The sequence below is a fragment of the Testudinibacter sp. P17/SS/0325 genome (genome assembly GCF_053570765.1).
Genome location: NZ_CM131635.1, coordinates 442,162 through 468,264 on the forward strand (window position 1 = coordinate 442,162; position 26,103 = coordinate 468,264).

Here is a 26,103-nt window from a genome sequence, read left to right on the forward strand (position 1 = left end):
TCATTAATTAGACAAATTATTTCTGCCTTGGTTGCATTGCCTGCAATTGTAATAATAAATTTTTCATTGGTGTCGCCAAACCGATTTTTGGCGGTGATTGAAAATTATACCAATAATTCTTTGTTTCGGGTATATCCGTGCGGTATTCCGGTTGGCTTTCCGCCACTTTTTCTGACAAAGGGTATGATCGGGGGCGGTCATTCATCCGAAGTGCGGTTTTCTCCGCATAAATCGGTACGATATCCAAGTGAAAATGGCTGAACGTGTGGCGAAAAGCGGTCCATTGTCGGTAATCCCGAATATCCTGTTGCTGTAAATAGGCAAGCAAATCCGCTTTCTGTTCAAACTGCGGGAAACAATACAGTCCGCCCCACAAGCCTTGCGGCGGGCGCTGCTGTAATAACACCTGATTGCCGTCCCGCAACAATAAGAAATACGCCTGTTTTTCCGGCAAGCTTTTTTTCGGCTTTTTGCCCGGATAAGCCTGCCAATTCTGTTGCCGATTGGCGACACAACTAACTTGCAGCGGGCACAGACCGCACTTGGGTTTCGAACGGGTACACACCATCGCGCCCAGATCCATCATCGCCTGATTAAAATCCGCCACTTGCTCGTTCGGGGTGACTTGCTCGCTATATTGCCACAGTCGGTCGCTGACTTTTTTCTCTCCCGCCCAGCCGTCTACGGCAAAATGGCGCGCCAATACGCGTTTCACATTGCCGTCCAGAATCGGATAAGGCGCATTCAGGCAAGAAGATAAAATCGCACCGGCGGTGCTACGCCCAACCCCGGGCAACTGCCACACTTGTTCAAAATCGGTTGGAAATTGTCCGTGATGTTGATCGCGGATCACCTGCGCCGCTTTATGCAAATTGCGCGCCCGCGCGTAATAACCCAAGCCCGTCCAGAGGTGTAGCACTTCATCAATCGCCGCATCTGCCAATGCCGTCACCGTCGGAAAAGTCGCCGTAAAGCGTTCGAAATAGGGGATCACGGTCGCCACTTGGGTTTGTTGCAACATCACTTCCGACAACCAAACTTGATATAGGGTTTTATTACGCTGCCACGGCAAATCTTTGCGTCCGTATTGCCGGTACCAGTCGAGTACCGCACGTGCGAAAGGGGCATGAATTGAAGATTGGGCTAACATAACGGCTCTATTGCGAATCAAAAAACCGCACTTTACCGCAACTGCACTCACAACGCCATGAAAATCACACTTCCGCAGCGTTGCATTTTCGTCAGAATGTGTTTTTTCAATTAATGTCAGATGTTACCATGCCCGATACTATCGATTACCACACACCTTATGCGCACGACTAACCGAATGGGCAACGTCAGCGCAATTCAGCCGTTCCAATCCTTTCAAAATTCCGCAATCCTGCATACGGTGCACTTCGCCGCATTGGCTGCGCAATTCGCCTAATTGCGCTTCCAACGCGCGTAACTCCGCAATCCGTGCTTTAACGTGCAGCAAATGCCGATCAATCAAATCATTAATCGAAGCGCAACTGGCATTGGAGTCGGCTTTGGCTTGTAGCAATTCACGAATTTCATCCTGTGTCATTTCTAAAGCGCGGCAACGGCGGATAAACACCAAGCGCTCCAAATGTCGCGTGCCGTATTCACGGTAGTTATTCAGGCGGTTGCGCGGTGCCGCCGGCATTAATCCCTCCCGTTCGTAATAACGAATGGTTTCCACCGCACAGCCGGTTTGTTTAGCCAAATCCCCGATTTTCATTTTTTCCCCCGCTTGACCCTGTAGCTGCTACAGGGTGTTTAATATCATACAACAACCGTACGATTGAAGGAAAAGATTATGTCAGGCTGCTGCTCTCAGCAACGTCATCAATCGGCACAACCGCACTTTGCCGAGTTGGCGCAAGCCAAAACGGTCGCAGGCGGGGTACAAACCACCATGCGGATCAAGCAAATGGACTGCCCGACCGAAGAAGGCATGATTCGCAAAAAATTAGGCGCAATGGCAGAAGTACACGCGTTGGAATTCAATCTAATCCAACGAATGTTGCGCGTCACCCACGGCGAACATGATTTGCCGAAGATATTAGCCGCAATCCGCGCCCTTGGTTTTGAGCCTGAATTGCCGGATAGCGACGGCAAACCAGCCCAAACCGTCGAACCGCAAAAACCGCTATTGCCACTGGCGATAGCTGGCGTATCGGCATTAGGTGCAGAAGCCGTAACTTGGTTTGGCTTGCCCACTTGGGCTAATGGGATTGGGGCAATCTTGGCGGTGACAGCGGTGTTGTTGTGCGGATTGGAAACTTACAAAAAAGGCTTGTGGTCGATTCGCTGCGGCAGTTTAAATATCAACGCCTTGATGAGCATTGCCGTAACCGGCGGCTTGCTGATTGGACAATGGGCGGAAGCGGCGATGGTGATGGTATTGTTTGCTTTGGCAGAAATGATCGAAGCCAAGTCCCTTGAGCGTGCCCGAAATGCAATTGGCGAATTAATGGCGCTCGCCCCCGAAACCGCCACCGTACAACAAGCTGACGGTTCGTGGCAAGAGATTACAGCGCAGAACGTGGCTGTGGGCAATATTGTACGGGTAAAACCGGGTGAACGAATCGCCCTCGACGGCACGATCACCTGGGGGCAAAGTGCGGTCAACCAAGCGCCGATTACCGGCGAAAGTCTGCCGCTGAATAAAACGGTGGGTGATCAGGTATTCGCCGGCACGATCAACCAAAGCGGTTCGTTTGAATACCGAGTCACCGCCGCCGCAAACAACTCGACCCTAGCCCGCATTATCCATGCGGTGGAAGAGGCGCAAAGTGTGAAAGCGCCGACACAACGCATTGTCGATCGCTTCGCGCAAATTTATACCCCTGCGGTGCTGGTGATTGCATTGTTGGTTGCCATCATTCCGCCGCTATTTATGGCTGGCGCTTGGTTTGAATGGATTTATAAGACATTGGTTTTATTGGTGATCGCCTGCCCTTGCGCCTTGGTCATTTCCACGCCGGTCACAGTGGTCAGCGGCTTGGCAGCGGCGGCGCGCAAAGGGATTTTGATTAAAGGCGGCGTTTATTTAGAACAAGGGCGGTTATTAAAAACCTTGGCGTTGGATAAAACCGGAACTTTAACCCACGGCAAACCGGTACAAACCGAAATGACCGCACTTGCCGCCATGCCATTGACGGAAGCACAACGCCTTGCCGCCAGCCTTGCCGCTCATTCCGATCACCCGGTTTCACAGGCGATTACAACTGCTGGCAATGAACAAAATCCAGCATTAGCCGATGTGGACAATTTCACCGCACTTTTGGGACGCGGCGTACAAGGGCAAATTAACGGCACGGACTATGTGCTGGGCAATATTCACTTAATCGAAGAACGCAAACAAGCCACGAACGAGCTACAAAGCCAAATCGAGCTATTGGAAAAACAGGGTAACAGCGTGGTGCTATTAGCGGATAACAAACAAGTGTTGGCGCTATTTGCCGTTGCTGATACCGTGAAAAAAAGCAGCTGCCAAGCCATTGCCGAACTACACAACTTAGGCGTAAAAACGCTAATGCTGACCGGTGACAATCAACACACCGCCAATACGATTGCGGCACAAGTCGGCATTGATCAAGCCCTTGGCAATCAATTGCCTGAAGATAAATTAAAGGTGATACAACGTGCGGTTGAACAACAAGCTAAACAGCAAAAAATCGGCATGGTCGGCGACGGCATTAATGACGCGCCCGCCCTTGCCCGTGCAGATATTGGTTTTGCCATGGGCGCAATGGGAACGGATACCGCACTTGAAACCGCTGATGTTGCCTTAATGGACGATGATTTGCGCAAAATCCCTGAATTTATCCGTTTATCAAAAAATACCCACACCATTCTGAAGCAAAACATCAGCTTCGCCCTTGCGGTTAAACTCCTCTTCTTTGTTTTAACGCTTGCCGGGCTAGGCACAATGTGGATGGCGGTGTTCGCTGATGTCGGCACCAGTTTACTGGTGGTGGGAAATGGCTTACGCTTAATGCGAACCTAATCGGCTAACCACACTTTAGTGATTAAAGATGAAAAAGTGCGGTAGAGAAACCTCTTTATTTATCCCTATATAAGGATAAACTTGACTTTATCCTTTTTAGCGGTTATTTTATTAAATATCTGCTAAAGAGGATAAATCATGGCAATTACCACCGCAAAAATGTTAGCGCATGCCTTAAAAGAATTTCGCTATCAGAATAAGTTGTCGCAATCGCAAGTCGCTTTGCTCGCCGGCGTGAAGCAAGCGACGGTTTCCGCTTTTGAAAACCAGCCTGAACGCAGCAAAGTCGATACCTTGTTTAATTTGCTGTCGGCGTTAGAACTAGAAATCACGCTATCGCCACGTAATAAAACCGCAACCCCGACAAGTGATCAAGTGCAAGAGCCGACCCCTGATTTTGATGACGAGGATTGGTGATGAACCGCTTGACGATTGCGATGAACGGTATTGAAGTCGGGCTGTGGACAAAAAGCCGCGACGGCGCAAGCCAATTTCAATACGAATCCACTTGGTTAAACCACGCTAAGGCGCGTCCGATTTCGTTGTCGCTGCCGTTATCGGAAAAAGTCTATAAAGGTAGCCCCGTCTATAATTTTTTCGATAATTTATTGCCTGATAATGAACAAATCCGTTCACGTATTCAACAGCGTTTCCAAGTTGCCACCAAACACCCGTTTGATTTACTCGGTGCCATTGGGCATGACTGTGTTGGCGCAATTCAGCTTTATCCGCAAGGAAAACGCCCTTATTCGGTCAGGAAAATCGACGCCGTGCCGTTAAGTGAAACGGATATTGCGGCATTATTAAAAAACTACCAATTTTCACCGTTGGGAATGGATAATGCACACCAAGATTTTCGGATTTCCCTTGCCGGTGCGCAGGAAAAAACCGCACTTTTATATCATCACAACCAATGGTGCAAGCCGCTCAACACCACGCCGACCAGCCATATTATGAAATTGCCGATCGGTATTGTCGGGCAAGGACAGCTTGATTTATCCGACAGTTGCGAAAATGAATGGCTTTGTTTGCAACTGTTGACAGCCTTTGGCTTGCCCGTCGCCAATGCGGAAATTTTGTATTTTGACGATTGCAAAGTGTTGTCGGTTGAACGTTTTGATCGCCGCTGGGCGGCTTCAGGACGTTGGTTAGTGCGCTTGCCGCAGGAAGATATGTGTCAAGCCTTGGCAATTGCCCCTGCGTTAAAATACGAAGCGGACGGCGGACCGAGTATCTTATCCATTCTCGAATTGTTAAAAGGCTCGGCAGACAGTCTTGAAGATCGTCTGCGCTTTTTTAAAGCACAGATTATCTTTTGGTTGATGGCGGCGATTGACGGACATGCGAAAAACTACAGTCTGTTTTTGGAAAAAGATAACCGCTACCGTCTAACGCCGTTTTATGATGTCATCTCTGCGTTTCCACTGTTAAAACCGCAAGGCTTACAACGGCAAAAAATCAAAATGGCAATGGCATGGCACGGAAAAAACAAACACTATTTATGGGATAAAATCCAAATCCGCCATTTTCTCGAAACCGGCAGACTGGCAGGTTTGCGCCCGCTACTCGTCGAAGAAATATTGCACGAAGTTGCTACAAACTATCAAAGTGCGGTTGAACAATGTCAGCAACGGCTGCCGAAAAACTTTCCGCTAGAGATTGGCGAACCGATTTTAGAGGGCGTTTGGCAGCAAGGAAAGCGATTGAAAGGATAGAAAAAACCGCACGTTGAAGTGCGGTTCGGTAACATATTGATTGCTTGAGACTATTGTGGCGTTCCTTCTGCGCCGAAAACACCTCGCCACTCAGCCCCATTATCATTGGAGCTTCCTTTTCCAACAATAAATTTACCCTTATCTAAGAAATCACCTTTTAACTCACCGTCTTTAGTAATTAGATCATATTGATTTTGCTTTTTATTTACAGTCGCTTGCAATGTAAAATCAGGTTCAGTAACATCCGATCCAGCCAAGTCTAAAAATAGCTGACCACCGCCAGTATCATTACTTTGAATTGTACCACTCATGCCTTTTGTGGTTGCATTATAAGTTAAACTCAAATTTGCTTCAGCACTAGCAAAATCATTAGTGTTCGTCGAATAAAGGAACTTGCCTTCATAATTCATACTGACCGATGGAGCAACTGTATCTTTTTTATCACTATTATAGCCATAAAACATATCAAATTCACGAGCACGCTGAGTAGCGTCCCTCCATACATCCCCTGCAGCGACCTCATTATCTGTTGCAATATAACCATAATAACCAACATCTGCTAAAGAAAGTACTTTTGTATTATTATCACCATCTACAATAGTAATAGTTGATGGTGTTTCTGAGGTTTTGACCGTTTCAAATTTATTATTATCTAATTTAACTTCATAATATCCTTTTCTTTCACCTTCCCATGCTGAAAAGCCATAACCATACTTAATCATGACTAATTGCCCATCATAAGTAGGTATCACTTGTGGTTGTGGTTGTGGTTGTGGTTGTGGTTGTACAGGATCTACCGCCGGAGGAACTTGATCCTCTGGTTTATCTTTTGGCTCTTCTTCTTTATCTTCAGATACGCCAGTATTAACCTGATTTGTACTTGTATTTTCTGACGCAGTGTTTTCAGATTGCTGCTTATTTGATGCTTGGCTACGAATCTCTTTCTCTTTTAAAGCCGCCAGTTCAGTTTGCTCAGATGAACTTGCAGAGCCTGAATTTGAACCTGAATTTTCAACCAAATTGGAAGCAATTGGAGTCGTATCAGCCGCAGACGATCCACCGCCGCCGCCACAAGCAACTAAAAAAGCGGATAGGAAAAGGGTAATTGCTGTTTTATTATAAATACTTTTCATCATGTTATTTCTCTTATCATCATGTTAATGAAATATTCCGCAGGTTAAGCCTCAAATCAAAAATAAATACATCCTATTCTTATTTGCTTAACTGAGGTGGTGCGCATTCTAACAAGGATTACGTCAAGCTTTGTCTATTTAACGTAAGAAATCAGGCTCTGATCACCCTTGATTGCCAAAGAAATAGCGAAAACAGTTGTAATCCCCACAGATATTTGCATAATGCGCCTATCAAATAGAAAGGGATCTTATTTCGTTATCATGTCAAAAGTTACACAACCGCAAACCACCTTTGCCGATCAGAAGCGCAAAACGGTCGAAACCGCGGAATTTACCGCCGACGGGCGTTATATGCGCAAAGTGCGTAGCTTTGTGCTGCGCACCGGGCGTTTGAGCGATTATCAGAAAAATGCGATGAACAACCATTGGGCGGATTTCGGCTTGGAATATCAAGCCACGCCGTTCGATTTCAGCGCGATTTACGGCAATGATAATCCGGTGGTGTTGGAAATCGGCTTCGGCATGGGAACGTCGTTGGTGGAAATGGCGAAAAATAATCCGGATCGCAATTATCTCGGAATTGAAGTGCATACTCCGGGCGTCGGTGCCTGCGTGGCATTGGCGGTGCAGGAAAAGGTGACGAATTTGCGCGTAATTTGCCACGACGCGATGGAAATTTTGCGCGACAGTATTGCCGATCACAGCTTAGGCGGATTACAATTGTTTTTCCCTGATCCGTGGCAAAAAAGCAAACACCATAAACGTCGGATCGTGCAGCCGGAATTTATCCGCTTGATACAACAAAAGCTGAAGTGCGGTGGCTTTATTCACATGGCGACCGATTGGCAGAATTATGCCGAGCATATGCTGGAAACCCTGCAACACAGCGATGAATTGCATAACCAATCGGCAACGAACGATTATATCCCGCGTCCGGATTTCCGCCCGTTGACCAAGTTCGAACAGCGCGGACAAAAACTGGGACACGGGGTTTGGGATCTGTATTTTATTTATCGTTAAATAAACTTTATTCATTATCAACTAAAAAAGGAAAATAGTATGGCTATTCAGCGTAACCGCAGACAGCGCAAAAAAATGCACCTTGCCGAATTCCAAGAGTTAGGCTTTGTTGTCCGCTGGCAATTCGCCGACAACACTTCGGTTGAAGAAATCGACGCCACTTTGGATCGTTTTATCGACGAAGTGATCAAGCCACACGGCTTAGCCTACGAAGGCAGCGGCTACCTACATTGGGAAGGGTTGGTTTGTTTGGAAAAAGTCGGCAACTGCGACGATTCACACCGCACGTTGGTACAAAACTGGCTCAGCGCAAACAACCTGCAACAAATCGAAACCAGCGAACTGTTCGATATCTGGTGGGATTATCCGATTCAGTAATTGCGCCTTGAATTATTGAAATTTGATCTTATCTATTAAAGTGCGGTTTTCAGACCGCACTTTTGCTATTTTTTGAAGGATAATCATGAACACATTACAATTTTTAGTGCAGACCGTGGCGGGGCTATATACCTTTATTCTGATATTGCGCGCGTGGTTCCAATATTGTCAGGTGGATTTTTACAATCCGCTGTCGCAAGTCGTGGTGAAACTGACGCAGCCGGTGTTGGCGCCGTTACGCAAATTGATCCCAACGCGCAAGAATATTGATTTTGCTGCGTTAGCATTCGCTTTTGTGCTGAATATGCTGAAATATCCGCTATTAACCGGCGGTTTTGACGGCGCCAGTTTGCCGCAGTTCGCACTGATCGGTGTATTGGCGATGATTAAGGCGTTTGGCGAGATTATCTTTTGGGCGATTTTGATCCGTGCGGTAATGAGCTGGTTTTCGCAAGGCAATCACCCGCTGGAATACCAACTGTACCGTATCACTGAGCCGCTGCTAGCCCCGATTCGCCGCATTCTGCCGAATACCGGCATGATCGATTTCTCGGTGATGGCGTTGGCGTTTATCCTGATTTTCGGCAACAAGTTGCTGATGGATCTCTTCGGCGCCTTGTGGCTGCTTGCATAACCGATGGCGGCGGTTGAAACACACCCAAACGGATTGCGGCTGAAAATTTTGCTGCAACCCAAAGCGAGCAGAGATCAGCTGGTCGGGCTACACGACGACGAGCTGAAAATCACCATCACCGCCCCGCCGATTGACGGACAAGCCAACGCGCACCTGTTAAAATTCCTCAGCAAACAATTCAAAGTCGCCAAAAGTAGCATTGTGTTGGAAAAAGGCGAATTAAATCGGCATAAACAAGTTTTTATTCCTGAACCGAAAATCATTCCTGATGTGGTACAAGCCTTGCTTAATGCGTAAAACCGCACTTTATTCTTTGCTTTCTTATTTCCCATACAAATCACCCCTTAATTTTTGAGAAGCATTTTTATTTGACACAGATCAAATTTTCAAGATATAGTGCTTTCAAATAATAAAACATCTATATATAGTGTTTTAGCTTTTTGATTTAATCAATATAAGGGGCTTTTATGTCAGGGTTACAGGTCATCAAACGCGACGGTGCCAGCACGCCGTTTGTGGCGGAGCGGATTTTACAGGCGATTCGTAAGGCGGCGGTTGCTTGCGGTATCAACAACGAGGCGTTTTGTTCGCATATCAGCAATGAAGTTTGCCAGCAGATTTTCAGCCATTATCAAAAGCAGATTGATATTGCGCATATTCAAGCGATTGTCGAAGAAAAACTAATGCGCAGCCAATATCCTCAAATTGCGCGTGCCTATATCGAATACCGCCACGACCGCGATTTGGCGCGCGAGAAACGTAGCCAATTGACGCAAGAGATCGAGGGGTTGATTGAGCAAAGCAATCTGGAAATCCTGAATGAAAACGCCAATAAAGACGCCAAAGTGATCCCGACCCAGCGCGATCTACTGGCGGGTATCGTGGCAAAACATTACGCCAAACGCTATCTCTTGCCCGCCGATGTGGTGGCGGCACACGAAAAAGGCGAAATTCATTATCACGATTTGGATTACGCGCCGTTCTTCCCGATGTTCAACTGCATGTTGGTTGATCTGCAAGGCATGCTCGAGCAGGGCTTTAAAATGGGTAATGCCGAGATTGAAACCCCGAAATCGATCACCACCGCCACCGCCGTCACCGCACAGATTATCGCGCAGGTGGCAAGCCATATTTACGGCGGCACAACCATCAATCGGATTGATGAAGTGCTTGCGCCTTATGTGCAGAAAAGTTATGAAAAACATTTGGTGGTGGCGGCAGAATGGCAAATTGCCGATGCGGAAGGCTACGCCAAAGCACGCTTGCAAAAAGAGTGTTTTGACGCCTTTCAATCGTTGGAATACGAAGTCAACACCCTGCACACCGCCAACGGGCAAACCCCGTTTGTGACCTTCGGTTTCGGCTTGGGCACAAGTTGGCAATCACGTCTGATTCAGCAGGCGATTTTGCAAAACCGAATTCGCGGTTTAGGCAAAAATCATAAAACCGCCATTTTCCCGAAACTGGTGTTTACCTTAAAACAAGGGCTAAATTTACATCCGACGGATCCGAATTACGACATTAAACAACTGGCACTGGAATGCGCCACGCAACGCATGTACCCCGATATTTTGAATTACGATCAAGTGGTGCAAGTCACCGGTTCGTTCAAAGCGCCGATGGGCTGCCGCAGCTTTTTAGGCAAATATGAACAGGATCAACAGGAAATCCACGAGGGGCGCAATAATCTCGGCGTCGTCAGTTTGAACCTGCCGCGTATTGCGCTGGAAGCGCAAGGTGACGAAGTGCGGTTTTATCAATTGTTGGATCAGCGCCTCGCCATTGCTAAAAAAGCGCTGATGACGCGGATTGCGCGCTTGCAACAAACCAAAGCGCGGGTTGCGCCGATTTTATATATGGAGGGCGCGTGCGGCGTGCGTTTAAACGCCGATGATTGTGTCGCCGATATTTTCAAAAACGGCAGAGCCTCGATTTCGCTCGGGTATATCGGCATTCACGAAACCATCAATGCGCTGTTCGGCAGCCATATTTATGATCAACAAAGTCTGTGGCAAAAAGGGTTGGCGATCGTGCAACACCTGCGAAGTGCGGTCGAAACGTGGAAACAAGAAACCGGCTATGCCTTTAGCCTGTATTCCACCCCAAGTGAAAATCTGTGCGACCGTTTCTGCCGCCTCGACAGCAAAACCTTTGGCATTATCGAGGGCGTAACCGACAAAGGTTATTACACTAACAGTTTCCATTTGGACGTGGAGAAGAAAGTCAATCCGTACGATAAACTGGATTTTGAAATGGCATATCCGCCAATCGCCAACGGCGGTTTTATCTGCTACGGCGAATACCCGAATCTGCAACACAACCTGAAAGCGTTGGAGGACGTGTGGGATTACAGCTATTCGCGCGTGCCGTATTACGGCACCAATACGCCGATTGACGAGTGCTACGGCTGCGGTTACAAAGGCGAATTCGACTGCACCAGCAAAGGCTTCACCTGCCCGTCCTGCGGCAATCACGACAGTAACACGGTGTCGGTGACCCGTCGGGTGTGCGGCTATCTCGGCAGTCCCGACGCGCGTCCGTTCAACAGCGGCAAGCAGGAAGAGGTGAAACGGCGGGTGAAACACCTATAAAAGTACGGTCTGAACATGAATTATCTGCAATATTATCCGGTTGATGTGGTCAACGGCGAAGGCACGCGCTGCACCCTGTTTGTCGCAGGGTGCGAACACCAATGCAAGGGCTGTTACAACCAAAAAAGCTGGTCGTTCTGTGCCGGAGTGCCGTTCGATCAAGCGATGGAAGATCAGATTATTGCCGATTTACAAGACACACGGATCAAGCGGCAAGGCTTGAGCCTGAGCGGCGGCGATCCGTTGCACCCGAGAAACCTGACCGCACTTTTGCCGTTGGTGCAACGGATTAAACGCGAGTGTTTGGGCAAGGATATTTGGTTGTGGACGGGTTATCGTTTGCAAGAACTCAGCCCCGAGCAAAAGGCGTTGGTGGGTTATGTGGATGTGTTGATCGACGGCAAATTCGAGCAGAGCCTCGCCGATCCGAAACTGCTGTGGCGCGGTTCGAGTAATCAGGTGATTTATCGGTTGCATATCTAAAAAATAGCAATCTTGATAAGGCGTCACGGGCAAAAAATGACGTTTTATACCTTACTGTCCAAACACGTTGACACATTGTCTAAGAATTTTTTTGCCGTTATTTTAGGTAATAGGCTATTCGCTTCCGTGAAAAATGGCAGATTGCCCCATATTGTCATGTCACCGATCATAAAAAAGCGGTGCTTAGCACGGGTTAAAGCCACATTTAATAAATTAGGTTTGCTTGCCGCCCAACCCGCCGCACAAAGATTGAGCTCATCACAGCCAAGCACCAGCCATACAATACTTTCTTCTTTGCCTTGAAAAGTATGCACAGTTCCTATACGGCTACCGCACCATTTTTTCAAGGTCGATTTCAACGGCGCTTCCCTTATTAACGAATGGCAATGGCTCCATTCGTCATGATTTACCATTTTCTTAACCAATTCCGCTTGAATCTGTTTGAAAGGAGAAATAATGTAAATTGGCGGCAGCTCATTCAATTTATTATATAAAATTACAACGGCTTCAAATACCAGTTCAATCTGCTCTTTAACCGATTGCTTATTATTAGCCGCACCGCCAATATCAACCCAGGCGCTGTTTCCTAAATCCAAACTTCCTTTCGGCGGCAACCGTTTCAGTCGATCTATCGGTTCGAAAAAGACCATTTTGCCTTGATAAGCAATCTGATTGGCGATCGAAAACATCGGATCGACACAGCGGCGATGAACTCTTAGCGGACAGCCAAGCCAATCATCATCAAGACTGACTCCATATTGATTCGCCATATCAGCCAAGTACTGCACTGATATTTTATGCGGAGCCACCTGCCTGGTGATATCTTGGTTGGAAATTTGAGCTATCGCTTCGATTAATTTAGTCGGAACGGTAAATACAGGTTCAATTTGCAACGGATCACCGACTACAACGGCTCTTTGACTACGCCATAGTGCGCCGACAGCAGCCTGCGGTATTGCTTGCCCGGCTTCGTCAATAAACAGCCAGCCGAGACTTTTTGCCCCCAGCCCTCTGAATTGAGTAAAAAATGAGGCAAAAGTACTGGAAATAACAGGGATTATCATAAATAAACTTTGCCAAATCGGCAGGATATTTTCCGTTTTCAATATATGTTTACCGGATAAAAAATCTTGTATTGCCAGAAGATTTCCTGCAAAACCATTCCCTTGTTGTGTGACCTCTGCTAACCAAGCTTCATGTAATTGTAAGGCGGCTTTAAAAAGTTGCGAGCGTTTGATATTTACTCTTTTATCAAACCATACTCCCTGAATCTGCCATTTATCTTGCTCTAACGCGCAGCTGTCAAACGGCGCTTCGGCCTCCGGAAAAGTATGCCGATACTGTTCCAATTCCTGCATTTTGACCTGCCATAATTTCCGTCTTTCTACTAACTGCCGCCGTAGCGTTTGATAATGAAGCAAGGCTGAATGCTGACTCTTTTTTAAACTAAGCCATTCTTTTTCTAACTGGATCTCCTGCTCGTTGCATATCTGCAACTTTTCTTTCTTCTCGTTCAACACCGCGATGTAGTGAATGCAATCATTAGATTTAAAAATCTTTTTCAACCACCACCAATTAGGTCGGATTTGCTCAATTGCGTTTTTCTCTTTTATCAACAAACGTAATTCAGCGCTAATGATTTCCCTGCGCTGTTCCACTTGCAACAGGTTATTTTCTACCTCACTTAACTGTTTTTTGGCGCTCTTCTCTTGTTGCAAAATTTGCCGAATAAAATCAACTTCAGTTTGACCATCTAACTCAATACGCAGTTGGGCATAGTGATCGAGTTGTTGAATTAATGTACTCACTTCAGCTTCTATCGCTAAAAAATCGCTTCTTGCTTGAGCAAAAGATATTCCTTTTTTCTTAGCATAATCTCGACGCCAATGCCATATCGATTGATGTTTATTGCAATCATACCCTTTAGCGGTTGAATCAAGGCTACCTTCGCCATCAAAAAAGAATTTATTCACAAAATTCTGCCGGTTGGTTTTATTTCCGAGCGAACATGCAATCAATCCCCAAGGCAACTCTTCATCCGAAAGCTGATTATAACCACCCTTATTGTTTTTAGCCGCAATATTATGGGCAACTGTTTGCAAATAGGTTAGCGGTGCTTCGTTGGATTGAGCATGTTCAGATAAATTATTGCTATCCTCACTAATTTTCCACATCCCCAGCGATTTTGCTTTGGGTAAGTCTTTAGAAATATTTTCGACAGCCGTATTATTTGACGAGGCAACAACCATTTCAAAGCCGGTCAGTGACTCTTTTAATAATGAAATCGTCACACATTTGCCACCGTGAAAATCGACTTGCCGCTTTCCGGAAAAAGTATCGACAACACGATTAAACTGCGCTAATTCATGGGCCCGACGGACAATATTCTCTGCCATAATATCGCGCAACAGTGTCGTTTTACCGGTTCCGGGCGGCCCATTGACTGAAAATATTCCGCTTTGCTTCAGTTGCGTAAAAATACTGTTAATCGCAAATTGCTGCATTAAACTCATTCTATGCGTCGGGCAATCCGGCCAATGTCCGGCATTGAGATAACGCGGACGTAATCTCTCCGCAATTTGCTTTTGTCCTTCAAGCTGATACAAATCAATCCGCTGCGCTTTACTCAATGGCGTCAGATACTCCTCTAACACAGAACAACTTTCGCCATTTTTCAATGCCATAATAACGCTCTTAAGCTCTTTAATATAAAAACTATTAAAAATATTAATTAAATTTTCTTGGGTATCAAGGTCTTCTTCTTGCTGTTCTCTATTATTATTGCTATCACTAAGAGCGGTGGCGGTGGCAGAATCCGATTTTTTAATCGGCGTCATCAAGGCTCGAATAACGATCGTCATTGAATCTTGGTTGCTCAAGTGAGGTTGATAATCCGCCCATTGATAAAAAAGTGTTTGTAAAGATAATAAATCCAGACCGGATAAGCCTTTTTGTTGATTTTCCTCTGTCGCACGCTGTAAATAGTCGTACTGAAAATTAACCAGCTTTAATTTAAGTTGATCCAAATCATAATCAAATTGCTCAGATGATAATCCGCTTAGCCCGCCTTTCTGAATTTGCCCCAGTGCCCAAGGAGCTGCCGAAACAGCAATATCATCCAGAAGCAATTCACCTTCTTGATTCAACTTCAATTTTGCAAAACACGTTTTTCCCTCAAGATCCAGCCGTTCCTCTTCAAAAAGCTCGTTTTCTAACCCCAGCTCTTCAGAGACCACTTTTTGCGTTATTTTTGACAGCTCGTATTTATCAAAAATCCCAAAATAGATTTCGTATCCAGTAATTTTATAACCGTCTTGCGCGGTATTAGCTTGCCACAATCGAATTTCTGACGACTGTAAATCGGCTTGCGAAAAACAATGTATCGTCCTTTCGGCGTCACTGGCTTCCAGCACCGTCCTTTGTAAATCGAAAGGAATAAAAAATTCGATCTTATACCAAAATTTAAGAATTTCTATGCAACGGGAACGTCGTATTTTTTTATCTACCGAATCATATTCCATCTTCAACTCCTAAAGCGTCTAATCCTTTAGCAAACGCCGCCACCTTCGCCCAATCGGTATATTCCACCTCTTTGCTGGTGTCGGTTTCGCCGCCGGTGATTTTCATAATCAAACGGATCATAAAACGGTCAAAAAAACGGTATTGCGGATAACGCAACGCACCGGCGAAAACCGCACTTTGGCTCGGTTGCCAGTCGATCCGTTGCAATAATTTACGGGTGTAGGCGTTGGTCTCAGGGGTATTTTTATCCGCTTTGCGCGCGGTTAAATTCACGCTGTAAAAGGCGGTTTTTTTCGCATTTAATAACGCCGCATGGCGGGCGATATACGGCTCTAACGCCTTGTTAAAATGCCCGTAACGAATCGACGCGCCGATGATAATCCGATCGTACTGCGCCAAATCCCGCTGCTCGGCTGCGGCGAGTGCCACTAAATCCACCACCGCACTTTGATTCCGATTCCGATTCTGGTTTTTGATTTCGGCGGCAATCGCTTGCGCAATTTTATGGGTTTGCCCATCGACACTCGAATAAATAATTAAGGTTTTCATTTTAGGCTCTCGATTAACTTTTCCAAAACACCGGGGTAAACAACACCAATAAGGTAAACACTTCCAACCGCCCGCAGATCATGGCGAAGGTTAAAATCCATTTTGCGCTGTCGGGGATTGCAACGAAGTTGCTGCTGATACTGCCCAAGCCCGGACCGAGATTGTTTAAGCAAGCCACCACCGCATTAAAGGCATCAAAACTGTCGACACCGCAGGCGATAACCGCCAATAAGCAGATCACAAAAATCAGCAGATAGGCGGAAAAAAACGCCCAAATGCCTTGAATCACCCGTTCGGACAGCACGCGGTTACCCAATTTAATCGGCTGCACAATATTCGGGTGTACTAAACGGTTCATCTCGCGTTTGCCTTGCACCAACAGTAACAGTACCCGAATCACTTTCAAACCGCCGCCGGTCGAACCGGCGCAACCGCCGATAAACGAGGTCATCAACAGCAACATCGGTAAAAACGAAGGCCAACTGTCGAACGAGGAGGTGGTGAACCCGGCGGTGGTGGAAATCGACAACGACTGAAAAATGGCGTGTTCCAACGCTTCGCCGTAACCGGAAAAATGGTTATAACCGATTAAAGCGACGGTGCAAATCGTCACCAACGCCAGTTGGATAAACAGAAAGGCTTTAAATTCGGGATCGGTGAAATAGAGTTTGAAAATATTGCTTTTGCCCAACTCAAAATAAGCGGAAAAATGCAGCGCAAAGTTACAGCCGGAAATAAATAAAAATAGCGCGGCAATCAAGTTAATCGCCGTGCTGTTAAAGTAGCCCATGCTGGCATCGTGGGTCGAGAAACCGCCGATCGAAATCGTCGAAAAACTGTGGCTGATGGCGTCGAACACGTCCATACCCGCCAACCAATAAGCCAGTGCGCATAACAAAGTCAAGGTAGAATAAATCACCCATAACGCCTTGGCAGTTTCGGCGATACGCGGGCGCATTTTTTGCTCTTTCAGCGGCCCCGGCATTTCGGCACGGTAAAGCTGCATGCCGCCGATACCCAACAACGGAATAATCGCAATTGCCAACACGATGATCCCCATGCCGCCGAGCCATTGCAGCATTTGGCGGTAAAATAAAATCGCCTTCGGCAAGCTGTCCAAGCCGACAATCACCGTTGCGCCGGTGGTGGTTAAGCCGGAAAAGGATTCGAAAAACGCATTGGCAACATTCAGTTGCGGGTGTTCAAATAACATGAACGGTAACGAACCGACACTGCCCAGCACCACCCAAAACAGCACCACAATTAAAAATCCCTCACGCGAACGCAATTCGTGTTTATGGTTATGTGTCGCCCACCACAGCAATGCGCCCACGGCTAACGTGATAAAAAAGGTTTCGACAAAGGCACGGCCGCCGCCGTCGCTGTAAAGCAAAGCAATCAAGGCAGGGACAAGCATAGTGAGCGAGAAACACATCACCAAAATGCCGACGATACGAATAATAGACTGGATATGCACGGGGTTGTCGTTCCTTTAAGTTAAAGCCAGCAGGCGCAAACTGCCACCGCTGCGATCATTCAACGCACGGCTGAATTCGGCAAACTGTTCTGCGCTAATGCCAAGCTGTAATTCAATCCGCTGGGCGAACTGTTGTTCGATAATTTCGACTTGGTGCAGCTTCAGCAATTGCTGCACCAAATTGATTTGCCCGTAATCGCAACTGAGCGCAAAGACTTGGCGTTCGATTTTTTCTATCGTGTTCAGCAATTTCAACGCCTGCTGCACGCCGTTGCCGTAAGCCCGCACCAGCCCGCCGGTGCCAAGTTGAATGCCGCCGTAATAACGCACCACCACCGCACTGATTTCGCCAATACCGCTGCCGAGCAAGATATTCAACATCGGCTTGCCTGCCGTGCCGGACGGTTCGCCGTCGTCGGAAAAACCCAATTGCTGCGAATCGTTCGGTCGCCCGGCAACCGTCGCCCAACAATGATGGCGTGCGTTCGGGTGTTGCTGTTTCAGTTGTTGCCAAAACGCTTTCGCCTGTTCCAATCCCTCTGTCGCTTGCAGATAGGTGATGAAACGGCTTTTTTTAATTTCTTCGCTAAATTCGACGCCCGCCGCCGGAATCAGGTAACGCATAATCGGCTATCTGTTGCCAAGTGCGGTCAGCGCGTTTTGCGTCAGGTTGTTCGCGCCATTGGCGGTGATCACAATATTATCTTCGGTACGCACGCCGCCGTAGGCAAGCAACTGTTCGATCTTCTGCCAGTTAAATTTGCCCGCCAACGCATGATGACGCCATTGTTCAAGCAACAGCGGAATAAAATACAATCCCGGCTCGACCGTCAACACCATGTTCGGCTCTAAGGTGCGGGTGCAGCGCAAACTCGGATAAACCTCGGGCGGCGCTTTATGCGTGCCGCGCCGATTTTGTTGAAAACCGGCGACATCATGCACCTGCAAACCGAGAAAATGCCCCAAGCCGTGCGGGAAGAAAGTGCGGTTAATCCCCGCTTCAAAAATCTGTTCCGCCGGCAGTTTCACCAAGTCAAATTCCCACAAGGTTTCGGCAATCCGTTGCTGCATTATGGTGTGGTAGCTAAGATAATTATAACCAACCTGCATTTGTGCGATAATCGCCAGTTTGTGCTGCTCCAACGTGCGCACCAAATCGGCAAATTCATCATTCGGATTGAAACTGTAACTGCGGGTAATATCCGAGGCATAACCGAGATAGCTCGCGCCGGCGTCAAGCAAAAAACTACGTTGCGTTTGCGGCTTGGTTTGTTGTAATCGGGTGTAGTGCAGCACCGCACTGTGGTGGTTTATCGCCACGATGTTGGCATACGGCACATTCGAGTCCGACTGTCCGCTGGCGCGCAGATATTCTAGGTTAATCTCAAATTCCGATTGACCGTCGAAGAAAGCCGCTTGTGCTGCCTGATGTCCTTTTAAGGCGGCAAATTGCGCCCGTTGCAAGCAATCCAGCTCATACTCGCTTTTGATACTGCGTTGATAATGCAAGTAATTCAGGGCTTTTTGCAGATTAATTTGACTAAAACCGAACGCTTGCGCCAATGCCTCTTCCTCGCCCAGATATAAAGTGCGGTCAAGGTGGCTAAAATAGGTTTTGATCTCGTCGGCGTGTTTCAGAATCGTCCAGTCAAATTCGTCCGTCCAAAATGCCTGCGGTGCAGCTTCGTGCAGATACCAATAATCATCGGGTTGGTAAAAATACAAGTGCGGTTTGTTCACGCCGTCGAGATATAACCAGCTACCGACCGCACTGGTGTGCGGCACAAAATAATTAAACAATGGATTGATTTTAAACGGTTTGGTTTGATCGTCGAGAAAATGGTAACGTTCTTCACCGGCGTGAATCCAAATCCCGTCCAAGCGGTTGCCGTGTAAAATCTCCCGCACCAGCGTTTGCAAGCCGTGCAAGTGCCGTTGAAAAAGCGCCTGTTGCGAATTCGACATCAAAAACTCCTAAAATTGCGTTATCTGCGGTATTATATCGCCTAAATCCAACAAATAAGCAAGAATTTATGAACCAAGTGGAAATTAATGAGATTGCAATTGATGAAACCCTCGATACCGTCGGATTGCGCTGCCCGGAACCGGTGATGTTGCTGCGCAAAAGCATTCGCCATCGCCAAGACGGCGAGGTGGTGCTGCTGTTGGCGGACGACCCCGCCACCACCCGCGATATTCCCAGCTTTTGCCAGTTTATGGATCACACCCTGCTGCACAGCGAAACCGCACAAACCCCTTATCGTTATTGGGTGCGCAAGGGGCGGGGTTAAGAGAAATTAAAGGTTAAATTTACACCGCAAGCCTGTGCATAACGCTGTAAACTATTCACGCTGGCACGGCTGGCATTGCGCTCCAATTTGCTGACTGCCGGCTGCGAAATGCCCATGCGTTCAGCCACTTGTCGGCTATTTAACCCTGCCTTAGCCCGCATTTGTTGCAATAACGCTTGTAACTCATCAGCACGTTTTTCGGTTTGATAAATGGTATTGACCTCCGGATCAGCGAGTAAATTCGCTTTTAATTCTTGGTATGCAATCGGTTTAATTTTCATGGCTCAGTTCTCCTAAACGTTTTAATGCAAGCTCAATCATAACCGGCTCAAGTGCGGTTATTTCCGCTACCGCCTCCGAGTGAAACTGTAGTTCAAACATATCAATATCCTGTCTTTTTTTGACAAGTATAACTTAAAAGTTAATTCAATCCAAAGATTATACGCTGGTTTTAACGATCACACTCACACTTCGCTATTTTATTATTGTACAAAAATTGCCTTTAACTTGATTTTTCTCTAATATTTTTCGATATTCCGCTGTTAAATATCCTTAGGTAAACCATGCCACAACCGCACTTTGCTTTCCGTTTATTGAATAACGCCGCGTTTCGTTGGGCGTTGTTGCTATTGTTGGTGCAGCAAATGATTGTTGCGTCATCGACCTATTGGATTGCGAAAGTGGCGGAGAACATCAGCGTTGGCGGGGCGTTCGGCGTTTACTTTGTACTGTTTATTCTGTCGCTGACGATCGTCTATCTACCGGCGAGTTTCGCCGCAATGCTGTTGGAAAAAGCCAAATTCACTGCGCTCAATCGCTACACCGCACTTTTTCAAAAAAACTTCAACAATCAAGCCGGTTTGCGCAATGATCGCACGCTGAAAGATCAACGGTTGCCGTTTATCGCCTCTGAGGGATTTTTGACGATCGATGAAAGCTACCGTTTTCTGTTTGACGGCGTGTCGCTGTTGCTGAATGTCAGTTTTAATATTGCGGTGTTGGCGTGGATTTTAGCCCCGTCGATAATGCTCTCCTATCTGCTCGGCGTGCTGTTAGCGGCGTTGGCGGTATTTGCTTTTAAACAACGGATTTATCAGCGCGGGCAAGCGGCGCAGCAAGGGCGCACGAAATTGCAGCGCACGCTGTCGCTGGCGTGGGATAACGTGCTGCTCGGCAACCGTTACAATCAACACTATTTCAATCAGGCGTTGCAACAAAATCAAAACGAAGCACTGAAAACCGCAGTCAGCAATCGTGGCTGGAATCATCTTGCCTCGTCGTTGGGTATGTTGCTGATGATGAGCCCGGTGCTGGCGTGGACGGCGATTCTGTTTTATCAACACCAAAACGACACCGCACTTTTGGCGGTGCTGGTGGCGACCTTGCCGCGGCAGGTGCTGATTTTACAATATACCGATATCTTGATTTCGGTGGCAACCGGTTGGTCGGGCATGAAAGCGAAACTGCAAGGCTTGCAAAGTGCGGTTGCCGTGCCGCAAAACAGCCTCAACGGGCGCATTCAATGGGATAAATTGCAGGCGCAAGCGCAAAATTGCGACGGCGAATTTAGCCTTGCGACTTTGCCGAACCATGCCCTCAAGTGCGGTCGGATTACCTTGCGCGGCGCAAACGGCTGCGGTAAATCCAGCTATCTCTGTTGGCTAAAACAGCAACTGGGCGAGCAAGCCTATTATCTGCCGGCACAGCACGAATTGCTGTTCGCCGATAACACTGCGCTGTCCACAGGGCAAACCCTAAAACGCAATTTGCACGAATTGGCGGACGACTTAAACAGCGACAAGCATGCCGTTCGCATGTTGCTGCTTGATGAATGGGACGCAAATTTGGATAAAGACAGTATTGATACCCTCAATCAACTGATCGCCGAACTCAGCCAACGCTGCTTGGTGATTGAAGTGCGCCATCGCGCTTAAAGCCGTTTTTCCATCATATGGTGCGGCACGCCTTCTTCGTCGTAGCCGTCGCCATAGACTTGGTAACCGCACTTTTGATAAAAGCCGATTGCCGAATCCTGCGCGCCTAAAATCAAGCGTTTCACGCCCTGCGCCTGCGCACGCCGTTCCATTTCCGCCATCAAGCGTTCGCCCAACGCCTTGCCGCGTTGCGATTGCAACACCGCAATCCGTTGTAATTTATAGACGCCATCGGCATAAGGATAGATCCGTGCGGTGGCGAGCGGCTGATTATCAGCGGAATAGAGCGTCAGATACTCACAATCTGCTTCAACGTCATCAATTTCGATCTCCATCGAGAAGCCCTGCTCCTCAACAAACACCGCGATTCGCACGGCTAACCCGTCTTGATAAACCGCACTTTGTAATGAATTCGACCAACGCGCTTGGATCATGTTGCCCCCTGAAATAAAACATAAAAACAAAAGTGCGGTTCAAACCGCCCGATAAATCAATTTACCCGTTTGCTTGGATTTTCGCAAACAGATCATCATCAATTTTGCTGGCGCGAAGATAAGCAGGGCGAGCTTGCTGGCGGGCGATATAGGCGGTGAAAACCGGGTTTGCTTCAATGACTTTAACCGCATTAATGCCGAAATCCAATAGCTCGGCAAGATATAAATCCGCGGCACTGAAACGGTTGCCGCACAAAAAATCGTGTTGGCTTAATGTCTGTTCAAGTGCGGTCAGGCACAACGGCAAACTGCCATAGCCCAACGCGGTGCGATCACTCTCTTTCGGTTTCAATTGCAATGCCACTTCTATCATCGCGGCTTCCAACGGGGCGGCGGCAAAAAACAACCAACGGTAATACACGCCGCGTTGCGGATCATTCAAGGTCGGGGCGAGTTGTTTTTGCGGGCAAAGATCGGCTAGATAAGCACAAATTGCGGCACATTCGGTGATCACGGTGTCGCCGTGTTTTAATGCCGGCACTTTGCCCATCGGGTTAATCGCCAGATAATCAGCCGCTTTCATTGCGCCGCTAAAATCGGTAAACAGCACGGTTTCATACGCTAAGCCGGTTTCTTCCAACATCCAGCGCGCCGTTCTGCCGCGTGACATCGGGTGGGTATAGAGGGTCAGGGTTTGCATTATTTGCTCCTTGTGTTTCGAGGGTTATTTCACTGCCAAGACACTATACCTCAGCCGGATGACAATTTCTGTCAGCAGTGATTTAGCGGTGGGTACAGTCGCCGTCTCGTTTTTGCCAACGCTGCAGCAGCAAAGTGCGGTCAGGTTGGTAATGTTCGTCGCACAATTCGATAGCAATGATTCGGTCGGGGCGAAAATGGCGGAACTCTTGGCGCAGCTCACACCATGCGGCGACTAATTGCGCCTGCTCAAAAAAGCCGATTGCAAACGGATAAATAATGCGCTGCGAATATTTTTGTTTTTCATTGCGATAAGTCAGTTTGACTTTCAGCTGGCGCTGAATAGCGTGGCGCAGTTTGATAAAAACATCGTCGAGAAAGGGGGGCGGATTGTTGCTGACCGCAATAAATAAGGCGTTGTTTTCCAGTTGTTGCGACAAATGCGGCGGCAACAGTGCCGAGATTTTGCTTAAGCCGTTCTTCGCCGCTTGGCTTAATTCGCTGTCGGCGGAACGGTGCACCCAACGCATTCCCAGCACTAACGCCTCAATTTCGCTTTCCGTCAACATTAGCTTGGACAGTTCAAATTCCTTGCGTAACAGATAGCCGATTCCGGCCTCGCCCTCAATATCCGCCCCCTGCGCCCGCAAACTGTCAATATCACGATAGAGTGTGCGCAGGCTGATATTCAGCTTTTCCGCCAAAACCGCGCCGGTGAGCGGGTATTTATGTCCGCGCAAAATCTGTAACAGGGTAAACAAACGCTCGCTTTTCGACATCACATTGCCTTATGCCAAATAGACAAAAGTGAGGTTAAACCGCACTTCAGGCTGATGACAAAGTCTCTTTCTCGAATCATTTCCCTCCCGCCGTATACGGAGGGAGGTGTCCGAAGGATGGAGGGAGGCATAAAGAATGTTAAAAATGAATATGTTGCATTTTCATATTCCCCTCCCCATTTTTCTTACGAAAAATGGTACTCCCTCCGCACGCGGAGGGAGAGAAGTCAGTTTGTCTGCAATCTCAAGTGCGGTTAAACCGCACTTTGTCTAAATCAGATTCTTACTTCGCCACTTTCAGCTGCTGATAGTAGTTTTCGTAGATAATCGCTGCATCGCCGACATCATCTTGCCAGTAGCTTTTTTGCAGCACTTCCGCCGGTGGATACAGCGAGCTGTCGTTGACCATTTCCGCCGGTAGCAATTTCTGCGCTTCCAGATTCGGGGTCGGGTAGCCGATTTCCAAGGCTAACTCTTTCGCCACTTCGGCGCTTAACAGGTAGTTAATCAACTTATGCGCGCCGTCCGGATTCTGTGCGGTGGCTGGAATCGCTAAGGTGTCCACCCATAATACCGGACCTTCTTTCGGCCATAGCAAATTGATCGGTGCGCCGTCTTTGCGGGCGATATAGGCTGAACCGTTCCACAGCATACCTAAATCCACTTCCCCGGCAACAAAGGCATTCGCCGGATTGTCGGAACTGAACGCCAACACGTTAGGACGCAATTTCAATAACTCTTCATAGGCTTTTTTGATCACCTCCGGATCAGTGGTATTCGGATCTTCGCCCAGTTTCAACAACGCAAGGTTGAAGATTTCGCGCGCATCGTCTAACAGTTGTAATTTGTCTTTATATTCCGGATTCCACAAATCGCCCCATGAAGCGATTTTGGTTGAATCAATCACGTCGCTGTTGTACGCAATACCCGGCGCGCCTAAAATTTGCGGCAGCGAATATTCGTTGTTCGGATCGTACGGTTTATTCAGCAAATTCGGATCAAGCTCTTTTAACACCGGCAATTTGCTGTGATCCAACGGCAACAACATGCCTTCTTTACGCATTTTAGACACAAAATAGTTTGACGGCGCAATCACGTCATAGCCACCGTTTTTGCCCAAGGTTTTCAAACGGGCATACATGGTTTCGTTTGATTCCAAACTGGAAACAATCACTTTAATCCCGGTTTCTTTGGTGAAGTTATCCAATAATCCACTTGGCACGTATTCGGTCCAAGTGTAAAGATAAACCGTGTCGTTATCTGCTTTCGCTGCATTGCTGACAGCAAACAGCATGGTCGCGGCAGTAAAAAAAGCCGAAAGTTTTTTCATTGCTTGAGTCCTTAAAATAAGCATGAGTTTTCAAGATAATATCAGCACCTAGGCTGATGTTGCCTGTTCATGGTTTAGGCGGTAGGCAACCAAATCTTCAATTGTCACCACCGGATAGCCATGCTGTTGGGCAAAGGCGACGATTTCCGTTGCCCGTGCCATTGTACCGTCATCATTGGTAATCTCGCAAATCACACCGGCAGGTTGAAAACCGGCTAAGATTGCCAAATCTACCGAGGCTTCAGTATGTCCACGCCGTGCCAACACGCCGTTCGCCTGTGATTTTAACGGAAAAATATGTCCGGGGCGATGCAAATCGCTCGCAACCGCACTTGGATTGATCGCGGCTTTAACCGTGGTCACCCGATCCGCCGCGGAAACACCGGTCGAAACCCCTTGCGCCGCTTCAATCGTGACGGTGAAGGCGGTTTTATTCACGCTGGTATTTTCCGTTACCATTGGCGGTAACTGCAAACGATCGCAAGTTTCTTGCGGAATACATAAGCAAACAATGCCACTGCCGTAACGGATTAGCTTCGCCATTTGTTCGGTGGTGATGGTTTCGGCGGGGAAAATCAGATCGCCTTCGTTTTCGCGATTTTCATCGTCTAAAACCAGAACGCCGTTGCCTTGCTTAAAGGCTTCGATTGCGGCAAGGACACGTTGTCGGCTGTCGCCGAATTGGGTGAGTAAAGACTGACTCATGGTAAATTCCTTTTTAAATAAATAAGGTAAATGAATACGCTACCAGAATCAGGGCGAAATAGAGGCATTGTGCCGCTCCACACCAACATACAGCAGATCAAAGTGCGGTTTATCACAATAAAAAGCGGAGTTTCCCGGAACGGGAAAGCCCTTATTCTCTACCATCCAGACTGTGACTGTCGGCTTCGGATTTGCACCGAATCTGCTAGACCCTGCCGTAGCAGGCGCTCGTGGGCTTAAGTGCGGTTGTCGTGTAAACAATCGCGCCCTTACCACCGGTGGGGAATTGCACCCCGCCCTGAGAATTGCCCGCTTATTATAACGAAAAAAAATGCTGTGCCTACTGTTTATCAAAAGCAATCGAGAAAAAAACGGCTGACATAAAAAAGTTCCCTTTAATCAGTCCATTTCGTA

25 protein-coding genes and 1 riboswitch are annotated in these 26,103 nt (G+C 47.5%); of the genes, 11 read left to right on the forward strand and 14 right to left on the reverse strand.

What is annotated here, in order from left to right:
- Positions 1-16: 16 nt before the first annotated feature.
- Both mutY and cadR read right to left on the reverse strand, forming a co-directional pair.
- Complete coding sequence (gene mutY / locus ACWA50_RS02155) at positions 17-1,150, reverse strand: A/G-specific adenine glycosylase (protein WP_431053694.1); 1,134 nt, start codon at positions 1,148-1,150, stop codon at positions 17-19.
- A gap of 138 nt (positions 1,151-1,288) precedes the next feature.
- Positions 1,289-1,741 (reverse strand): Cd(II)/Pb(II)-responsive transcriptional regulator, encoded by a 453-nt coding sequence (cadR, locus tag ACWA50_RS02160; RefSeq protein WP_431053695.1) that lies wholly within the window; start codon positions 1,739-1,741, stop codon positions 1,289-1,291.
- A gap of 78 nt (positions 1,742-1,819) precedes the next feature.
- On the opposite strand from cadR, the gene ACWA50_RS02165 reads away from it, so the two are divergent.
- The 3 genes from ACWA50_RS02165 to ACWA50_RS02175 all read left to right on the forward strand — a co-directional run bounded on the left by ACWA50_RS02165 (position 1,820) and on the right by ACWA50_RS02175 (position 5,730).
- Positions 1,820-4,015, forward strand: coding sequence for a heavy metal translocating P-type ATPase (locus tag ACWA50_RS02165; protein ID WP_431053696.1), 2,196 nt, complete (start codon positions 1,820-1,822; stop codon positions 4,013-4,015).
- 138 nt (positions 4,016-4,153) lie between these two features.
- Complete coding sequence (locus ACWA50_RS02170; RefSeq protein WP_431053697.1) at positions 4,154-4,432, forward strand: helix-turn-helix domain-containing protein; 279 nt, start codon at positions 4,154-4,156, stop codon at positions 4,430-4,432.
- Positions 4,432-5,730 carry a type II toxin-antitoxin system HipA family toxin gene (locus tag ACWA50_RS02175; RefSeq protein ID WP_431053698.1) on the forward strand — a complete coding sequence of 433 codons (1,299 nt, stop codon included), beginning with the start codon at positions 4,432-4,434 and terminating at the stop codon, positions 5,728-5,730. The genes ACWA50_RS02170 and ACWA50_RS02175 overlap by 1 nt, the downstream gene beginning before the upstream one ends.
- 50 nt (positions 5,731-5,780) lie before the next feature.
- Here ACWA50_RS02175 and ACWA50_RS02180 read toward each other — a convergent pair whose 3' ends face one another.
- Positions 5,781-6,866, reverse strand: coding sequence for a hypothetical protein (locus ACWA50_RS02180; RefSeq protein WP_431053699.1), 1,086 nt, complete (start codon positions 6,864-6,866; stop codon positions 5,781-5,783).
- Between the two features lie 258 nt (positions 6,867-7,124).
- Here ACWA50_RS02180 and trmB point away from each other — a divergent pair, with 258 nt between their 5' ends.
- The 6 genes from trmB (at position 7,125) to nrdG (ending at position 11,969) form a co-directional block, all read left to right on the forward strand.
- Positions 7,125-7,883, forward strand: coding sequence for a tRNA (guanosine(46)-N7)-methyltransferase TrmB (trmB, locus tag ACWA50_RS02185; RefSeq protein ID WP_431053700.1), 759 nt, complete (start codon positions 7,125-7,127; stop codon positions 7,881-7,883).
- A gap of 39 nt (positions 7,884-7,922) precedes the next feature.
- Positions 7,923-8,261 (forward strand): YggL family protein, encoded by a 339-nt coding sequence (locus tag ACWA50_RS02190; RefSeq protein WP_431053701.1) that lies wholly within the window; start codon positions 7,923-7,925, stop codon positions 8,259-8,261.
- A gap of 85 nt (positions 8,262-8,346) precedes the next feature.
- Complete coding sequence (locus ACWA50_RS02195; RefSeq protein ID WP_431053702.1) at positions 8,347-8,895, forward strand: YggT family protein; 549 nt, start codon at positions 8,347-8,349, stop codon at positions 8,893-8,895.
- Positions 8,896-8,898: 3 nt separating this feature from the next.
- Positions 8,899-9,192, forward strand: coding sequence for a DUF167 family protein YggU (gene yggU, locus ACWA50_RS02200; protein WP_431053703.1), 294 nt, complete (start codon positions 8,899-8,901; stop codon positions 9,190-9,192).
- Between the two features lie 170 nt (positions 9,193-9,362).
- Positions 9,363-11,486, forward strand: a complete 2,124-nt coding sequence (nrdD, locus tag ACWA50_RS02205) for an anaerobic ribonucleoside-triphosphate reductase (RefSeq protein ID WP_431053704.1) — start codon at positions 9,363-9,365, stop codon at positions 11,484-11,486.
- Between the two features lie 15 nt (positions 11,487-11,501).
- Entirely contained in the window at positions 11,502-11,969 is a 468-nt protein-coding gene (gene nrdG, locus ACWA50_RS02210; protein WP_431053705.1) for an anaerobic ribonucleoside-triphosphate reductase-activating protein, read from the forward strand.
- 44 nt (positions 11,970-12,013) lie between these two features.
- Here the strand turns inward: nrdG and ACWA50_RS02215 are convergent, their stop codons facing one another.
- The 5 genes from ACWA50_RS02215 to pepQ are packed head-to-tail and all read right to left on the reverse strand — an operon-like array spanning position 12,014 to position 19,482.
- Positions 12,014-15,490, reverse strand: a complete 3,477-nt coding sequence (locus ACWA50_RS02215; RefSeq protein ID WP_431053706.1) for a DEAD/DEAH box helicase — start codon at positions 15,488-15,490, stop codon at positions 12,014-12,016.
- Complete coding sequence (gene hemG / locus ACWA50_RS02220; protein ID WP_431053707.1) at positions 15,480-16,040, reverse strand: menaquinone-dependent protoporphyrinogen IX dehydrogenase; 561 nt, start codon at positions 16,038-16,040, stop codon at positions 15,480-15,482. The genes ACWA50_RS02215 and hemG overlap by 11 nt, the downstream gene beginning before the upstream one ends.
- A gap of 13 nt (positions 16,041-16,053) precedes the next feature.
- Entirely contained in the window at positions 16,054-17,517 is a 1,464-nt protein-coding gene (locus tag ACWA50_RS02225) for a TrkH family potassium uptake protein (protein WP_431053708.1), read from the reverse strand.
- Positions 17,518-17,532: 15 nt separating this feature from the next.
- Positions 17,533-18,144: an IMPACT family protein gene (locus ACWA50_RS02230; RefSeq protein ID WP_431054273.1), complete on the reverse strand. Its 612-nt coding sequence runs from the start codon at positions 18,142-18,144 to the stop codon at positions 17,533-17,535.
- 3 nt (positions 18,145-18,147) lie between these two features.
- Positions 18,148-19,482 carry a Xaa-Pro dipeptidase gene (gene pepQ / locus ACWA50_RS02235; protein ID WP_431053709.1) on the reverse strand — a complete coding sequence of 445 codons (1,335 nt, stop codon included), beginning with the start codon at positions 19,480-19,482 and terminating at the stop codon, positions 18,148-18,150.
- Between the two features lie 68 nt (positions 19,483-19,550).
- Between pepQ and tusA the strand changes: the two genes are divergently transcribed.
- Positions 19,551-19,808, forward strand: a complete 258-nt coding sequence (gene tusA / locus ACWA50_RS02240; protein ID WP_431053710.1) for a sulfurtransferase TusA — start codon at positions 19,551-19,553, stop codon at positions 19,806-19,808.
- Here the strand turns inward: tusA and ACWA50_RS02245 are convergent.
- Positions 19,805-20,089, reverse strand: a complete 285-nt coding sequence (locus ACWA50_RS02245) for a helix-turn-helix domain-containing protein (RefSeq protein ID WP_431053711.1) — start codon at positions 20,087-20,089, stop codon at positions 19,805-19,807. The two genes, tusA and ACWA50_RS02245, sit on opposite strands and share 4 nt — an antisense overlap.
- A gap of 282 nt (positions 20,090-20,371) precedes the next feature.
- Between ACWA50_RS02245 and ACWA50_RS02250 the strand changes: the two genes are divergently transcribed.
- The gene (locus ACWA50_RS02250) at positions 20,372-21,742 is read left to right on the forward strand and encodes a hypothetical protein (RefSeq protein WP_431053712.1); all 1,371 of its coding nucleotides are present in this window, start codon (positions 20,372-20,374) and stop codon (positions 21,740-21,742) included.
- On the opposite strand, the gene ACWA50_RS02255 is transcribed toward ACWA50_RS02250, so the two are convergent.
- The 5 genes from ACWA50_RS02255 to ribB form a co-directional block, all read right to left on the reverse strand.
- On the reverse strand, positions 21,739-22,176 hold the full coding sequence (locus ACWA50_RS02255; protein WP_431053713.1) for a GNAT family N-acetyltransferase: 438 nt from the start codon (positions 22,174-22,176) through the stop codon (positions 21,739-21,741). The genes ACWA50_RS02250 and ACWA50_RS02255 overlap by 4 nt on opposite strands.
- A gap of 61 nt (positions 22,177-22,237) precedes the next feature.
- Positions 22,238-22,876 (reverse strand): glutathione S-transferase family protein, encoded by a 639-nt coding sequence (locus tag ACWA50_RS02260; protein ID WP_431053714.1) that lies wholly within the window; start codon positions 22,874-22,876, stop codon positions 22,238-22,240.
- 82 nt (positions 22,877-22,958) lie between these two features.
- Positions 22,959-23,654, reverse strand: coding sequence for a helix-turn-helix transcriptional regulator (locus ACWA50_RS02265; protein WP_431053715.1), 696 nt, complete (start codon positions 23,652-23,654; stop codon positions 22,959-22,961).
- A gap of 283 nt (positions 23,655-23,937) precedes the next feature.
- On the reverse strand, positions 23,938-24,984 hold the full coding sequence (locus ACWA50_RS02270) for an extracellular solute-binding protein (RefSeq protein WP_431053716.1): 1,047 nt from the start codon (positions 24,982-24,984) through the stop codon (positions 23,938-23,940).
- 48 nt (positions 24,985-25,032) lie between these two features.
- Entirely contained in the window at positions 25,033-25,689 is a 657-nt protein-coding gene (gene ribB / locus ACWA50_RS02275) for a 3,4-dihydroxy-2-butanone-4-phosphate synthase (RefSeq protein WP_431053717.1), read from the reverse strand.
- Between the two features lie 149 nt (positions 25,690-25,838).
- Positions 25,839-25,999, reverse strand: a riboswitch (FMN riboswitch).
- Between the last annotated feature and the right edge of the window lie 104 nt (positions 26,000-26,103).